Below are 16,528 nucleotides of genomic sequence, written 5' to 3' on the forward strand. Positions count from 1 at the left end.
TTACATTTAAAGGGTTAAAACAAATAATCAAGATTCCTGCATTTTGTGAGAAAATTTCAGAATGATGAATTCAGCTGGACGTACAACCGCCATTCCTATCTCCACAATCATTTTTCCTTCGAGAATATCCATGGCTGTCATGGTTTGACCTAAAGCGACTCGAACGTAGAACGCTTGCTCAGGCTTGGCTCCTGCCAACGCTCCGGCTCTCCATTGAAGTATGAGGAAATTCTCTATCATCGCACGAACCTTTACCCAGGTATTGGCATCATTGGCATCAAATACAAATTGTTGGGTAGCGTTTTTGACCGATTCTTCCACCATATTGAAAAATCTTCTGACGGATACAAAACGCCATTCATTGTCATTCCCTGCTAATGTTCTGGCTCCCCACACCAAAGTACCTTTACCTGTGAAGGATCGGATGGCATTAATGGATTTACCAGCGATGGTATCAACATTCAATCTGTCTTGCATATCATTTGTGACCTTGACAGTTGGCTTGACTACATAATTCAAGGATATATTTGCTGGTGCTTTCCATACCCCAATATTGGAATCTACCTTGGCATAAATTCCTGCTATGAGTGAGGAGGGAGGAAGAACAACTTTCACCCTATTAATTTCTGCTTTTATCTTATTATAAGTAGCACTGTCTATGGCTTCAATGTCACTTAAGGCAAAACCATCCAGCGCACCATCAGATTCCATGTCCAACTCCTCGATATCCAACATGGCGTCCAATATTGCAGGATCTATCAAATCCAGGACGGACTGAAGCAATACAGTTACGTCGGTATTTGTCAAAGCGGTATTGGCATCCCCTGAAGCTTGTTTTACAGCATCTCCAGTGATGTCTCCGTTCAAAATATCGAGGTGCCCCTGTAGAGCCGCAATAAATGTGGGCAGATCTCCAGCTTCTTCAAGTTCATCGTTCAATGCGTTGGCTGCTTCAGTAGCCACATTTGCAAGCGTCTCGTCTTGCTCTTGCGCCATGGCTGCTACATTATTGGTATCCTCTACAATTTCGGCCATTAGCCCTACAAATTCGTTCAGGGCATTGACAATGGCATCCAATGGATCAACAACAGTACTTTTATTTGTTACCGCTTCTTCATCCGTACCCCCTTGAACCGTGGTATCAGCAGCAGAATAACCCGACACTTCAGCTGGCAAATCTGTGATGATGCCCTCTGCTTCAACCAATATATCATCAACTTCCTCAAGTATATCAGAAACAGGAGAGGCATCAGTAATAAGATGGGACACTTCCGTTTGTTCAGGATCATAGCTATAATTCAGTATCGTCTCCAGGTAAGGAAAATAAACGGCACCATATTTTTTCTCTTCCAAATCGGAAGTGATCAATTCCCTCACTCCTGTCTCCAAAGAAATTTCTGTTTCCATGTTGTTTGTATAGGTATCAATAATCGTAAACCTATCTCTCATCTTTCTACATAAGGCAAGTGCATTGTTGTAGATGGAATAAAACTCGGTCGCTTCTGGGAGGGCCGTCGCATCTGGAAATAAAATCAAAGTAGGCTCATCCTCTTTTTCCAACTCTTGCAAGCCTGTATTGAGTGCTGCCATGGTCACTGGCATAACAGGATCTGCATCATCATAAATACCCACAGAAATCACATAACATGGTCCACCCCCATTGGCAAAATAGGCCTGCATGGAATAATACATTAGGAAAGGCGACTTGTCATTTGGGTCAGGTGCTTCCACTAGAATAGCTTTTTCACCCGCTTCCTCAGTTACTTGAACTTTAAGACCTGTTTCGGGATCAGGTCCACCAAAAAATGTTTCATATTCCAATAATGAAACGATGCGTTTAGGCTCCAAGAACAAAGTTTCGCTTGTGTCAGCTTCTTTTTCTCGCGCTTTTTCTGTGTAACCTATAAAAGCCGGAATTGCGGTTTCTACTTGGGCTACTGATGGAGGAAATTTGGATATTTCCTCAATGTATACACCTGGGGTTCTATAATTTGCTGCCATGGTTCAACCTGTTAAATATAAATTTCTGAATAATAATTGTTTGCCTCTATCTTGATACGCTCAACACTTGGGTTGGGAAATTGTAATTCACTCAAATTATCATTGGGTTCATCAAAATCTGAATCCGATTGAATTTGAACGAAACCGTTTTTGGTCAGTGGTTTAAGAGAGTTGGTAGTTGCACTGATCTTATTCGCATTCTGGAGGTAGGTCCAAAAAGTACTTCTATTGTTAAAATGGAGCTTAAAGACAGTAGGGTTTAATTTAAGCGTACCATTTAGGTTGGTTACATTGAGGTTACCGTTTTCCCCTTGCATTCTTATAAGGAGTAGCCCTTTGGCATGTGCACCAGCCGTTTGACTCCAAGAATCTATAAAGTAGGAGTCAATACTTTCACTTGGTACAAGAAAATTGTTCGAAAACATCCTATCTTCACTTTCTAGAGGTAGTAAATCAAAATCAATTCCCTGAAAATGCGTTGGAAGAAAATTTGAAAGCAGGATTTTTTCTTCTGAAAGAGGATTAATATCCGTATAGTTTTCAAAATAAGGGTCATTGTAATTGATAAGAAATTCCAATACGAGATCTTGCTCTAAAGGGATAAAACTTTCCTGAACATTCTGCTCTGAAACCCTCGCAAAAACAATCAATTCTTCATTGGTATATTTAAACAACAATTGAAAACGCTTAAAAAATTTTTCGGTGGCCCTTGTAGGACTAATAGATATGAAATCCTGCCAATTGTATTTCCTTAAATTTAACTGCTTAAGGTTATCTTCTAAATCTTCATACTCAATGTCACCGCTATTAAGGTGATACGCGTGGTGCACCTTAATAGAAAACAATTTTTTATATTGAGTAGATAACATTGTTAGTTCTTGGTTTTAACGTCTGAATGCACACTTTCTATCAATGGACCCTCACCATGCGTCTTGTCCCTTTCCATAGGGAGAAGATTAAGCTGGTATAAAACACAAGGCAATTGCTTGCCACCTAAAGTGCCCCAAATAAAATTCATCTCCTCAAAAGTTGGGGTATACAACTCAATAGTGAAGTTGAAATCTCCTACATTTTCCATCGCCTCAAGTTCCCTATTGAAGACCGTATTGGCTTGGGTAAAACGTTTTTTACCTTGAAAAAAATTGATAACTGCTGATAGGTCTATTAATGAGTTGCTGTATACACTTCTGTTAGCAGAGAAAAGCAGAAAAAGATGAAGGTTAATCACCCTGTTCCTGTATTGCACTTTATTAATGCTGACATTATGGTTTGAAAAATTCTTCAAAGTACCCTCCTCATGAAGGTTTACAAGTGTCAAAACCATTTTATCCCTCATCCCATCTGAAGCTTCTGCAGCACCTTCAGCGAGGGCTATATTGTCTATCACTAATTCAGAGTTTTCCAACCCCACTTCTTCAAAATAATGGTTGATCTGCTCTTTTAATATTTGAAAAACTTCAAAAATCATTGGTCAGTTAAACAGAAATGAAACATCAAAACAATAGGCATAGCAGCATATACCCCTGATCATAATCAAATAGAGTTGACTTAAAAGTAGTAATCAAAGTCTGGGAAAAATTTCAAGTAAACCTTTACAAAGGCTGCTTATTTCAGTTGGTTATCTCAAGACCTAAATTATAAACTCTTTTTCAATTTGAAGGAAATTTATAATATTTCCAAACATTTACAGGTAAAAATTTAATTAAAAAGATCAATTTATTAGCAACTAAATGTTATGATTTGATTATATATCGGTATTCTAGGATTTAACCAATTATTAGCCATTTCAATTAAGTTGTCTAATGAATAAAAGGTGAGGCTAATTGCTTGTAAACCCCTTACTTTATATTATCCCAAATAAAAATTTTCACCAACAAAATATAATGATGAATATTATTTGTAATGTCCTTTTCCTATTTCAACATGTAGACAACGGATCAAAAGAGACCGCGTTAAGGTAGCTTCAAAACAAAATAAACCAACAACATAATACTTTCAATAGGTTTTTGTCATGAAAATTTTTGCGACATTCCATCTTAGCAATGTTTACTCAATTATCCCCTACTTAATTAGTCCTGAACAGTCTTGATGATCAATTCCTCACTGAAATCCTTTTTGCAAGTTCACTTGGGTGTCAAATGAGAAAGCCACCTTAACAAAAAAAAATGCCTACCAACTCAATGTCTTCGATAGGTCTATCAATATAGGTTAAACAATAAACACGATCAGTTTCAGCCCTATAAAAACCTCAAATTCAGTATGAACATTGCTAAATATCCCTTCGAAACTACATTAGCTATTTATAAAACAACTAAATTTGCTTAATCCTGCCTTTCACCCAGACCGTAACCATTGGGCACTATAAGCTGATGTAACTATTGACGGACTACTTTTAAATAGTACCTACCCAAATGCCAATTGTCAGAAACCCAGAATAAAATCAGGCCATTGATTAGGAAAACTTAGCCAAATACACTTTATTAAATAGCCAAAAAACTGGTTATTTGCCAAGCTTATACAAATTGAAATGAAAAATATACTGGTCCTTATGGCCCACCCCAAGTTGGAGCATTCAAAGGTGATTTCTGGGTTAACGGCCTCCATCGATGATCTGGAAAATGTTCAGATCACTGATCTGTACGAACGTTATCCAGATTTTAATATTGATGTGCAACATGAACAAGAGCTGCTTTTCGGTGCTGACATCGTTGTTTGGTTGCATCCCTTGTATTGGTATACGGGGCCTCCGCTGTTGCAACAATGGATAGACTTGGTTTTGGAATACAACTGGGCCTATGGGCACAAAGGGACCTATCTCAAAGGCAAATACCTCTTCAATGCCATCAGTACGGGAGGTTCCCCAGAAGCCTACAGCGCAACAGGACATCATGGTTATCCTTTAAAGGAATTTCTCCTGCCTTACAAACAGACTGCTAAGCTATGTAATATGGTATACCTGCCTCCTTTTCAAATTGCTGGCACACATAACATCACCCAAGAGCAATTGCACCATGAGATAAATAAATTCAAAGCGCTTATACTTCACTTGAGAGACAGTTCCAATATTAGTGATTTAGAAAGTCTTTCTTTTTTAAACGATTTCAAGCAATAGCCTTATGGAAAATGGATTTTTATTTCAAGCAATCATCTACCTTTCAGCAGCTGTTGTCTGTGTACCTCTGGCAAAGAAAATCGGAATGGGCTCTGTATTGGGCTATTTATTGGCCGGCATTATCATTGGGCCTTACGTCTTCGGATTTATTGGTGAAGAGGGTGAAGACATTATGCATTTCGCAGAATTTGGTGTGGTCATGATGCTTTTCTTGATTGGATTGGAATTGGAGCCATCCAAACTTTGGAAAATGCGTCAGATGATCACAAGGGTTGGCCTTTCACAAGTATTGGTTACCACCCTGGTCTTTTTTGGTATTCTCTACTTTATGGGATTAGGTTGGCGACAGGCCCTTACCATAAGTACTTCACTCGCCCTTTCTTCTACCGCCATCACGCTACAGTCCCTTAAAGAAAAGGACCAGATGAACTCTGCTGCTGGTCGAAATTCATTTGCTGTGCTGCTTATGCAAGACATTGCCGTCATTCCTATTTTGGCGGTATTGCCATTGATCGCTCTCGCTGCAACCTCTGATGTGGATGTCGATCACATGAGCCCTATCGCTCAGTTTTCTGGGTGGCTTCAGACACTATTGGTATTTGGGGCCGTGATCTTGGTGGTCGTTTCGGGTAGGTATGCTATAATTCCCATGTTAAAATTGGTCGCCAAGACCAGATTAAGAGAGCTCTTTGTAGCTGGAGCCTTATTAATTGTATTGGGAATTGCCTTTTTAATGGAGATGGTGGGCTTGAGCCCTGCTTTAGGTACCTTCTTAGGTGGCGTAATATTGGCCAATTCTCAATTCAAACATGAGCTTGAAAGTGATCTTGAGCCTTTTAAAGGGTTACTGCTGGGTCTATTTTTCATCGCTGTAGGTGCCTCCATTAATTTTGGATTGATTGGAGAGAATGCATTGATGGTCTTTGCTGCTACCCTTTCCATCTTACTTATAAAAAGCCTTATACTATTAGGTATAGGTAAAATGAATAAAATCAGTATCGATCAAACGCTGATTTTTGCCTTAGGGCTAAGTCAAGTGGGTGAGTTTGCCTTTGTAACCTTCTCCTTTGCTACCGAGCTAAACATAATAAATGCAAAGACGACTGAAATCCTTATGGCTGTGACCGCCATAAGCATGACATTTACCCCTTTGCTATTGCTATTAAATGAGAGACTCCTATTGCCTTATATTGGCACCAAAGAGAAAGAAGAGAAGCCCCAAGATGAAATGGATGAATCCAACAAAGTAATTCTGGCAGGATTTTCACATTATGGAAGTACTGTTGGCAGGTTTTTAAGGGCAAATGGCATCAAACCGACAATCTTAGACAGCGACTCAGACCGCGTCAATCTCCTTCGAAAAATGGGGTTTGAAGTATTTTATGGAGATGTCACCAGGACAGATTTGTTAGAAATGGCTGGTGCCAGAGAGGCCACAATACTTATTTCTGCGATAAGAAATCCAGAAACAAATTATCGCCTGGTCACCCTGGTCAAGAAGCACTTCCCTCACCTGGAATTAATGGTACGGTCAAAAGACAAAAGGGAAGCACTGGAATTACTCGATTTGGAAGTGCCGCATATTTACATGCAGAATTTAGAAAGTGCGGTAAGAATGGGGAAAGATGTGTTGGTTAAAATGGGATACAGGGCCCATACCGTACATCGCCTGGCGCAGGATTTCATTAAATACGATGAAGACTCAATGGTGGAATTGGCCAAGGTGAAAAACGACAAAAAGGCATTTATCTCCACCGTCAAAAAATCCATAGAGATACAGGAAAACCTGCTCTCCTTTGAGCTAAACAAGCGCTTCAGCCTCAACGACCATGCCTGGGACTCAGAAACAATTAAGGAGGGAGAGGAAAAGGATAAGTAGGGCTTCTACAAGCTCAGTCACCGGAACGGGTATGAACTGGTCCAAGTTTAGCGAAGCGTAACTTGGACCTATAATATCGAAAGTTTTCAACTTTCACATAGTTGAGTAAATGCTTATATCCACCAGCTAAAGTTAGGGGCTATTGAAAAAAGTATTCTATAACTTTCACCCAGAAATTAGCCCAAACCAATACTTCAAAGAAATAAATTCAATAGGAATGGGCTTTAGCCCATTTATTTAGAATATCATATTACCTGGCTTTAGCCAAAAATTAGAGAACAAAAGGTTTTTTTTGATTATACCTTTGCCTATGGTTAATGTTTTGAATATCCCATTTTCACTCCTCTGGCTTCGAGAAGCTCAGCCGCCGGTATAGTGAGTTTGAAATGGACTCTTTATATGAGTTGAACGGATTAATTGTTGTACAGTTTCTTTCGGATCTCGTCCCAGGTGACCAATTCTATGTTCTTCTCCTTGAGCTTTAACCTTGTTTCTTCATTTGTGAAAAAATCAAAATCGATTTGCCGCCATTCAGAACCAAAATTAGGATGGTTGATTGTAATTCCTTTCATTTCATTGTCATCAAAGGCTGGATGAATTAAAATCAGGTTCAATCCGTGCGTTATTTCCTCGAAAATAGAATCGTAATATTCCGCGAGTTCCCCTTTTTCGAAGTCTTTAAAATCTCCCATATGCACCCTATTAATTAAAAAATCTTCTTTTTGAATTAACTCTTCAGGGTTTAGTCCAACCATTTCAAACAATTTTTCATTTATTACAACAGGAAGCTTGTACATTTCTCCTAAACTTCGGTAAACGTCAAAAAAATCAGGTCTCGCCCCAACGCTATACATATGAGAATCAATATGTGTTGGCTTTAAGCCAAATTTAAGGGCCTTTTCGATTTGTGCTTGAAGCTCCATTTTTACGTGTTCAGCCTTACCGTGTTTTCTGAGCAGCTCTCTTTTCTTATAAAAATGTCCATTTTCATCAACCAAACTCGGCACTTCTGCTACGGGTAATACTGGTCCAAATCTATAGTTTTCCCATTCGCAGGTCAATGTCAAGTGTACCCCATTGTCAAATTGAGGGTTGTTTTTTGCAAATACCGCCATTTCATAAAACCATGGGCAGGGAGCCATGATACTGTAAGAATTTACAATTCCCTTCTCCAGCGCTTGGATCGTAGCCCTATTTTCAGAATGTGAAAGTCCCGCATCATCTGCGTGAATGATCAATAACTTGGTATCTGTTGGGAAACCTAATTTTTGTACTGAATTCATTTTTATTCTAATCTTTTAATTGTTTCAACCGATCGATTGCATTTTGATTTTGGGAATTCAAATCTAAGGATTTTTTAAAGTTTTCAATTGCCTTCTCTTCAATGCCATTAAACAAGTACCCTTCTGCCAGACTATCAAAGAGATTAGCGGAATTTGGGTAAAGTGCTACGGCAAATAAAAAAATATTAATCCCTTGTTCAGCCGTATCAGGGTTGAAAACTAGCTGTAGCCCAAGTGTGTTTAAACTGCCTTCGGGAATTTTAAATGAAGGATGTTCCTTTACCGTAGAATCGTATAATTGGGAAAGATTTTGATATTGCTGACCTGATGCTAAATCATTAAAATCCATAAAAGTGAATTCGGGACTTTGTGGCCTATTGGTACTATAGGTGATCAAGCCATTTCTTACACCATTATCAGTTGGGTTGTTTTCAAGAAATCTTAATGCCAAATCCTCATTTTTCAAATAGGCGTTTAGGAAATTTAAAGTATAAGCGGCCGTCCATTTGTAGGATTCCATTATTTCCGAATCACTTTTATCTTGTCTTATATCCCTTTCGGCGAATAGCATTCCCAAGGTGCTGAAATAAGAATGGGTTAAATTATTGAATTTAAATCGGTAACCTTTTCCTTTGGTGATATTGTCATAGAACTCAAATTTCGTGTTAAGTTCAGCCTTTATATTGTCTTCCTTTAGTACTTTTTCGGGAATATCTTTCTGTGCCATATGGAGGTAGGGAACATTCATTTTTTCAATATCGAAAAAAGGAGATTCTTTTAATAGGGCGTACTGGTACCTTTCTGTACCGTCAAGACTGACAATGGCTTTTACTTTTTCATTTCTATTTTGGGCAATTGCATTTGATAAACCTCCAAAACTAAAACCCATAATTGCTATTTTATGGTAATTGGCTATTGAGAAATTACCGACTTCTTTTATCAAAAATGCCACATCCCTGGCCTGAGTTTCCATTTCCTTTGCATTGTTATCGCTAAACCAACGTGTATCAGTACCACGACTGGAGCTTGAAATCACAAAGTACCCCTGACTAGCTAAATATTCACATAGTGCAAAATTCTCTATTGATGAGGCCTGATAACTCGGTGCATAAACGATGACGGGAAATTCACCATCTGCAAATTCGATTTCTGGGTAAGCTTTTGTTTGTTCCTTGAGGTGATTTTGATTTGCGGAGGTATTGGAGTAGTAAAACCAATTTAACAGCTGCTCGTCTGGCAGGTATTCCCATTCCTCTTCTTCTTTCAAAACTTGAAAATAATCCAAAACCTTCATTGGGCTTTCATCTCCTGTAAGTTGTTCAGATGGATACCATATACTTACACTAATTGGTCTTGCAATTTTTTCATTGCTGTAATCAAAAATCCTACTGTAGTTCCTTGTGCTATCAGACCTGATGTAGTGTAGGAATCCCACCTTGTATTTCCCGTAGTCTAAGTTAATTTCTTTCAATGAAGTTTGTCCAAAACTCCCATATGCCTGGAAAAGTAGCAAGATGAATAAATATAGCATTCGCATGATAGGTGTTTTAGTATTCCCTTCCAAAACTTTTAATTTGCATTCATGTCAATAAAAAATTGAGGTTCAATATCAGATCAATATATCTCATCTTGGCTTGGATTGCAACTATGGCTTCCTATCCCACTCATCAGTCGCCTAAAAATTTTAAATTAAGCAGTTCAAAATAGCTGACTTTGGCTCCGCTTAGCCACCGCTGAGAGGATTGCAGACTTTAAATAAAAATTAAATTTTAAGTGTTTTTCCAGATGAAATCTGAACTATCAGCTCCTCTCAATTGGAAAGGTGAAAATGGTAAGGCTTTGGTAGAACCATAGATGCTGGGGCAAATAGGATTCACATTTCACTTCAGTATCTCGCTATTTTAGCTAATTAAATCAGCCTTTTCAGCCTATCATTCTTATAAATTATAAGAATGAACGATTTAATCCAGAATTAAAGGCTCATTCTAATATGGATAGGGTTCACCTAGTGCATTCTGAAAATTTCGCTAGAAAAAGAAATTTCAAAATAAATAAACTAACCACTAAACAGTCGGGAAAACCACAGAACTTCACAACTTTTTTAAAAATTTTATTCTTCTGGTTGAATGAATGGAGCAATATAAATAAAACTATTTTTCTGAATTCTCCTCCGCTGCCTTCGACAAGCTCAGCCGCCGGAAGCTAGCGGGAATAGATATAGACCTTTGTTTATAGCTATTGAGGTTTGATTATTTCCTTACTATATTCAAGCAAATATTCTAATTATGACATCCTACATAAGACATCTTTCCTTCTTTATTTACTTGCTTTCTACGCCATTATTGGTAGCCCAAGCTCAAAATCCAGGCAAAGGCAATCCCATCATCACCGGTGCTGACCAAACTGAAAAGTACCTCCCCTATCTAAAAGATAAAAAAATTGCTATCATGGCTAACCCCACCAGCATTATAGGTAAAAAACACCTGGTTGATAGCTTGCAATCTTTGGGGGTGGATATAGTTAAGGTCTTTGGTCCGGAACATGGCTTTCGTGGCAATGTGGGGGCAGGCGTCCATGTTAAAGACGAAATTGACAGTAAAACAGGCATTCCAATTGTTTCACTTTATGGCGCTAAAAGAAAACCATCCAAGGAGGATTTGGCAAATGTAGATCTATTGATCTATGACTTGCAAGATGTTGGTTGCCGTTTCTACACCAATATCAATGCATTGGTGCGCCTAATGGAAGCATGCTACGAAAACAACCTGGAATTGCTTATTCTTGATAGGCCAAATCCCAATGGCTATTTGATTGATGGTCCTGTTTTGGATATGAAATATAAATCAGGCATAGGGCAATTCCCTATTCCTATGTCACATGGATTAACGGTGGCTGAATTTGCTTTGATGGCCAACGGTGAAGGATGGCTAAAAGACAAGGTGAAATGTAAATTGAAAATTATCCCAGTTGCCAATTACACCCACGACATGCCCTACACTCTACCTGTCTCCCCCTCTCCCAACCTCAATACCCAACAGGCAGTACTTTTATACCCGTCTACCTGCATGTTTGAGGGCACTTATATCAATCACGGTAGAGGCACTAACTATCCTTTCACTGTTTTTGGCAGTCCTACCTATAAGGGCATATACAGTTTCTCTTTTATTCCAAAAAGCATAAAAGGAATGTCCCAAAGTCCTTTATTCATGGATCAGGTTTGTTTTGGCCTTGACTTGCGTGATTACGATACTGACCTATTGAGAGAAACTGGGCAGATAAATTTAAAATGGATCATAGAGCTTTATAAAAAGAGCCCTGAGAAAGAGAAGTTTTTTGACGGAAGTCTCAGCAAAGAAATGAACAATATCGAAATTCAGATAGGTTCAGGATTATTTCGGCAGCAAATCATTGAGGGTGTACCTGAAAGTGAAATCCGTAAAAGCTGGGAACCAGGCTTGTCTAACTATAAACTGATGCGAAAAAAATACGCGCTTTACCTTTAAATAAAATTGTGGCCATATCAATTGTGAATTGCACCAAGATGGCACTGAAATTGAAGGTGGATTAGTCTCAATGACCCTGCTGGTAAAAGTCTAGCAATTTTTGAATTTACCTGTACCTGTTTAAAAAGTAAAGATGATGAAATTTGATTGGTTAAAAACTTTGGTTATTAGTGCTGCTGTTATCATTGCAGGCTTTTTTATTGGGAACATGCATAAAATTGGCAAGCAGTATGACCGAACAGTTCAAGTAAAAGGATTATCTGAAAGGGAAGTAGATGCAGATTTAGCCGTATGGCCCATCAATATTTCTTTAATGGCAAATGAGCTGAATTCGCTCAGCTTAGATATCGAAAAGCAAAACAAGGAAGTTTACAATTTCTTTATTTCCCAAGGTTTCACGGAAGATGAACTGACCAAAGGTAGCACCAATATTAGCGATGTAAGAGCGGACCGCTACAATTCGAATGCACAGTACAGTGAATTTCGTTATTTGGCCAAGTCAGAATTCACGGTAAGAACCGACGATCTAGGCAAACTTCAAAAAGCACTTTCTGAATCACTCGAGCTCATGTCAAAAGGCATCTTACTAGAATCGAAAAATACCTGGAGACCCATTGAATATATCTTTACCGGTCTGAACGAGCTAAAACCATCCATGATTGAAGAAGCTACAAAAAATGCTCGAGAAGTGGCTGAAAAATTTGCCCGAGACTCTGATTCTGAAGTCGGCGAAATCAGAACCGCAAGGCAAGGATTGTTTACCATCAATGACAGGGATGAAAATACACCCCAAATAAAAACCATTAGGGTGGTCACCACCATTGACTTTCAATTGGAAGACTAGGCTTCCCCTATTTTCTCCAGAATCTTATACGTAATCAAATAAGCTGGTCTGACACCATCCATGCCCAATGCTCCTGAAGCCAATGTGCCACCAGTTTCCAAAGGATTGTCTGATGCGTAGTAAGCATACATTACTTTCACATTCTTTCGGATGCTATTTCTTATTTTACTAGCAGATTGAATGGCTTTCTGGTAGTGGGCACCTTCCATTTCCAGGCCTGCAGCGTTCCATGAAGATTTCATGAAATAACCCAATACCTCCTTGTTTTGAAGAGAAGTTCCTAAAACAGTAATCATTGGCCCATCATATACACCAAGACCATATCCTTCGAAATCCTTGGGATTCAACTCATTCTTAAAGGGATAATTGTCTGCTGTACCTTCAAATATATGGGCGTTAGGAATCATAATGTCGCCTTTCTTCCCCTCCAAAATACCAGCTTTTCCCATAATGGAAGTACTAATAATATTTAATGGTATTTTCTTTTCCCCTATTTCGTAAGGTTTTAACAATTCATCAAAACATTCATAAGCCTGCTCCCCAAAAGCATAATCCATTACTACCAAAACTGGCCTCTTCTTTTTGCCTTCAGGCAGTTTTACACCTGGAATCAAAAAGTCTGAAATCATTTTGTCCGTATCAATAATTTGCACGCCGATATTGGTTCCTGAGGAGTCAGGCAATTGGGTCAATCCATGTTTCATGGCATAGGCGAGTATTTCCTTTTCTTTACTGCCTTTTCCATTAACACTTATTTTCATGGCCATTTCCTCTATGGTTTCATAATCATCCAAACCTAAGGCTTGGTAACCATATACAGTATTCATCACACTATGAAGATTGGCACTAATTACGTGTATGGGTCTGTGCAACAAATCCTGCTCATCCAAGACAGTTTTGATGGTATTGGCCCAGGATTCGCCGTAAACATGGTGTCCTACCCTCTCCCTTAATGTTGCCGAGAAAGAAATCTCACGGTCTCGCTCATCCAACATTTCTTCCATAGACAGCCTTCCCATTTGGTAAATTATAGAGAAAAGACTATTGCTATTTTGAGAATTTTCAAACTTTTGAACTGCATTCTTTGTCTCCTCAAAAGTCCTTCCTGTCAAGTGACTGAGGTAAGAACATGCTGCCTCTTTATTGAATTCTTCACCTTTGACCTCCTTTTCGACGACCTCTTTCAACTTTCTCCAGTTGAGATTGATCCTTCCCTTAGGGTCTGTACTGTTCTTGCGGATTTTTTCAGACTCTATGTATAAAAAAGTTAGGTGAGTAAGAATATCATATATATCACTCTTGCCACGTGTCATTTCCACATACATCTGCTCCTCATCTACCCGGTAACAGTTTCGTTTTCTTTTAGAGGGAATTAGGGCTGTAAAGCCAGAGTTCTCATAGCCTTCTCTACTGATCAGGCGAATGTACCTGCATTCCTCTATGCCTTGCGGAAGTCGCTCCATGACATAGAGAAGCCCTTCCAACTCAAGTTTTTCGGAATCATTCACCAAACCGTAGATTTCAGGACTAAGGGTAAGCAATGCTTCCACCAAGGATTCGCCAGATACCCCCGTTGGTTTATAATTTCCCCTCATAAACAGGTGCCGCATGGTAATATACAAGCGTTCAATGGCTGCCCTCGATTCCTGTGCTTTAGTCCTTTTCATAATATTGCGTTTTAACCCAAAATAGACAATAGGATGTCTATCACTTGAAGTAATCACTCCCTGAAAAAAATTCAAGGCAGGCACTACAAACCCTATTGTTTAATCTGACTTTTAAAAATTAGGTAAAGCTACAAAATTTTATTCTGTTTAGAGAAAAATAAAAGTCGATTTAACAAAAATACAACTTGCTCCTTGACAAATATCTTGCTTTAAGGGTTTAATAAATTACTGCCCACTATTTGAATTAAATCAAAAGGTATTGATTTTTTAAAAATCAAATTGCTTGAGTCTATACCCTTCGCTATTATTGGAATTTCAGATTAACCACTGGTCTATTGATACAGCTTGATTTTGTTGGCTCTTTCAGCAGTCAATTTACTTATGGTCCCTTTTTCGTTTTCTAAAGTAATAAAGCCGTTTTCAGACAACCAGGTTACTGCCTCATTTTCATCTTCGAGGAAATTTTCCCAATCATTGGGATAAATCCATTTCACAACTTCTGTAGGGCAAAAAGCTGTTTCTTTTTTTCGCTTTGCCATTTCCATTGTTGCCAATACTAGGATGCCTTTGTCTAAATAATTCATATTAAAAAAGTTTAAGTTGTCCATCGCCTTTAAATTGACTAAAGTCATAAGCAGGCATTTTTGAGCCTTTAGGGAGGTATTTTCGAACAGAAAGCTGCACAATATCGGAAATGGTTTTCGCCAAAGCACCCTCCCCCTTAAGCCTTCTACCCCAATCTGTATCATTTGATTGCCCTCCATGTAGCGCTTCAATTTGATGCATTACTTTGTCTTTTCTATCAGGGAAATGCTCCTCCAACCAATTTAAAAACAGTTCTTTAACCTGACCATTTAGCCTTACCACCGTGTAACCTACTTGCCTTGCACCTGCTTCGGCAGCTTGTTTGATAATCTGTGTAATTGCCTCAGTATTAATTCCAGGAATGATTGGAGCAACCATGATGCCAGTAGGTATTCCCGCCTTAGAAAATTTGCTAATTAATTCAATTTTCTTTTGTGCTACAGCCGTTCTAGGCTCTAGTAAAAATTTCAATTTATTATCCAGGTGATTGATAGAAAAATAAACATGAACCAGCTTTTTTTCTGCTAGCTTTTTTAAAAGGTCAATATCTCGCTCTATTAGGCTATTTTTGGTGATAATACTAACGGGATGCCTATATTCAAGACATGTCTTAAGTATCTTTTGCGTGAGTTTATACTTGCTTTCTGCAGGCTGATAGCAATCTGTATTGCCAGAAAGCATGATGGCTTGGGGCTGATAGTTCTTTTTTTCAAATTGTCTTTTCAGCTGAACTACCACATCTGTTTTCACCAAAATCTTGGTTTCAAAACCTAAGCCTGCATCATAGCCCCAGTATTGATGAGAATTTCTTGCATAGCAATAGATACAGCCATGTTCGCATCCTTGATAAGGATTAACAGAGTAATTTAGGGGCAAATCAGGACTGTCATTGACAGTGAGTGCTGATTTTGTGCTAATATTAATAAATTTGGTGCGCGGATTTTCTTCATATTCAGGAAGATCAATTCCTTCAATATGCTCTTGTACTAGCTTGGTTTTTTCAAACGAATTACCTGGCTGATGTCCCGTACCTCTACCCTTAAAATCCGCACCTTCCATAAGGAGCAAGGTATAACATTAGCAGCAAAAAACCTTATCAGGTATTACATACCATGATGAAAGCAGGAGGGAAATTCTTGAGGGTAAAAGCGGTTTTGATTGTACTGAAATGAGTAGCAAACTGAAAACGTAACAAGTAGGAATAACAAATCTGAATGAAAAACCCAGTAGGTTTAAGCATCAGGCTACTTTTCTCGTAAATGGCAGTTCTGGCCTCTTTCGCAATAAGACTAAAAGGAAGAGAGGAAAGAAATAAATCTACGGGGTTTCCTTCGAGGTGCTTGTCCATGTTTTCTGCAGAGTCGCAAATGATAACAACGTTGTCAGAACCATATTTTTTTCTAAGATTGTCGCAAAAATGCTCACTAATCTCAAATACATAAAGCACTGCATCTTTATCCATTCGCTCGATAATTCCTTTGGTAATGCTACCATCGCCACCCCCAAGCTCAACGATGACTTTTGCACCTTTAAACTCGGCAAAAGACAGCATTTTATTTACCAGAGACTTTGAACTAAATGTTACCGCTCCAGTAGTTTTAATATTGACAAACAACTCTTTAAAGAGTGAACTTTTATTCATTAGTTAGTTAAA

Annotated in this window: 13 protein-coding genes; 4 read left to right on the top strand and 9 right to left on the bottom strand. The window is 38.5% G+C overall.

Annotated elements, in window-relative coordinates; translation table 11 throughout:
- Positions 1-27: 27 nt before the first annotated feature.
- From AAC073_RS00470 to AAC073_RS00480, 3 genes are read right to left on the bottom strand one after another with little or no spacing between them, the layout of a single operon-like run.
- Positions 28-2,001: a phage tail sheath C-terminal domain-containing protein gene (locus AAC073_RS00470; protein WP_339921861.1), complete on the bottom strand. Its 1,974-nt coding sequence runs from the start codon at positions 1,999-2,001 to the stop codon at positions 28-30.
- 11 nt (positions 2,002-2,012) lie between these two features.
- Positions 2,013-2,870: a hypothetical protein gene (locus AAC073_RS00475; RefSeq protein ID WP_339921862.1), complete on the bottom strand. Its 858-nt coding sequence runs from the start codon at positions 2,868-2,870 to the stop codon at positions 2,013-2,015.
- 2 nt (positions 2,871-2,872) lie between these two features.
- The gene (locus tag AAC073_RS00480) at positions 2,873-3,469 is read right to left on the bottom strand and encodes a DUF4255 domain-containing protein (protein WP_339921863.1); all 597 of its coding nucleotides are present in this window, start codon (positions 3,467-3,469) and stop codon (positions 2,873-2,875) included.
- 1,059 nt (positions 3,470-4,528) lie between these two features.
- On the opposite strand from AAC073_RS00480, the gene AAC073_RS00485 reads away from it, so the two are divergent.
- A complete protein-coding gene (locus AAC073_RS00485) occupies positions 4,529-5,113 on the top strand; it encodes an NAD(P)H-dependent oxidoreductase (protein ID WP_339921864.1) in 585 nt (194 codons plus the stop codon).
- A gap of 4 nt (positions 5,114-5,117) precedes the next feature.
- Positions 5,118-6,992 carry a monovalent cation:proton antiporter-2 (CPA2) family protein gene (locus tag AAC073_RS00490; RefSeq protein WP_339921865.1) on the top strand — a complete coding sequence of 625 codons (1,875 nt, stop codon included), beginning with the start codon at positions 5,118-5,120 and terminating at the stop codon, positions 6,990-6,992.
- A 413-nt stretch (positions 6,993-7,405) separates the two neighbouring features.
- On the opposite strand, the gene AAC073_RS00495 is transcribed toward AAC073_RS00490, so the two are convergent.
- A complete protein-coding gene (locus AAC073_RS00495) occupies positions 7,406-8,275 on the bottom strand; it encodes a polysaccharide deacetylase family protein (protein WP_339921866.1) in 870 nt (289 codons plus the stop codon).
- Between the two features lie 7 nt (positions 8,276-8,282).
- Positions 8,283-9,812: a prolyl oligopeptidase family serine peptidase gene (locus AAC073_RS00500; protein WP_339921867.1), complete on the bottom strand. Its 1,530-nt coding sequence runs from the start codon at positions 9,810-9,812 to the stop codon at positions 8,283-8,285.
- A 748-nt stretch (positions 9,813-10,560) separates the two neighbouring features.
- On the opposite strand from AAC073_RS00500, the gene AAC073_RS00505 reads away from it, so the two are divergent.
- Complete coding sequence (locus tag AAC073_RS00505; protein WP_339921868.1) at positions 10,561-11,778, top strand: DUF1343 domain-containing protein; 1,218 nt, start codon at positions 10,561-10,563, stop codon at positions 11,776-11,778.
- Positions 11,779-11,911: 133 nt separating this feature from the next.
- Positions 11,912-12,622, top strand: a complete 711-nt coding sequence (locus tag AAC073_RS00510; protein WP_339921869.1) for an SIMPL domain-containing protein — start codon at positions 11,912-11,914, stop codon at positions 12,620-12,622.
- Here the strand turns inward: AAC073_RS00510 and AAC073_RS00515 are convergent.
- The 4 genes from AAC073_RS00515 to AAC073_RS00530 all read right to left on the bottom strand — a co-directional run bounded on the left by AAC073_RS00515 (position 12,619) and on the right by AAC073_RS00530 (position 16,516).
- Positions 12,619-14,289 (bottom strand): hypothetical protein, encoded by a 1,671-nt coding sequence (locus tag AAC073_RS00515; protein WP_339921870.1) that lies wholly within the window; start codon positions 14,287-14,289, stop codon positions 12,619-12,621. The two genes, AAC073_RS00510 and AAC073_RS00515, sit on opposite strands and share 4 nt — an antisense overlap.
- Before the next feature lie 332 nt (positions 14,290-14,621).
- Positions 14,622-14,873, bottom strand: coding sequence for a hypothetical protein (locus AAC073_RS00520; RefSeq protein WP_339921871.1), 252 nt, complete (start codon positions 14,871-14,873; stop codon positions 14,622-14,624).
- Position 14,874: 1 nt separating this feature from the next.
- Positions 14,875-15,933 (bottom strand): PA0069 family radical SAM protein, encoded by a 1,059-nt coding sequence (locus AAC073_RS00525; RefSeq protein ID WP_339921872.1) that lies wholly within the window; start codon positions 15,931-15,933, stop codon positions 14,875-14,877.
- A 37-nt stretch (positions 15,934-15,970) separates the two neighbouring features.
- Positions 15,971-16,516, bottom strand: coding sequence for a methyltransferase domain-containing protein (locus AAC073_RS00530; RefSeq protein ID WP_339921873.1), 546 nt, complete (start codon positions 16,514-16,516; stop codon positions 15,971-15,973).
- Between the last annotated feature and the right edge of the window lie 12 nt (positions 16,517-16,528).

Origin of the sequence: uncultured Cyclobacterium sp. (genome assembly GCF_963977555.1) — a bacterium.
Taxonomy (GTDB): Bacteria; Bacteroidota; Bacteroidia; order Cytophagales; family Cyclobacteriaceae; genus Cyclobacterium.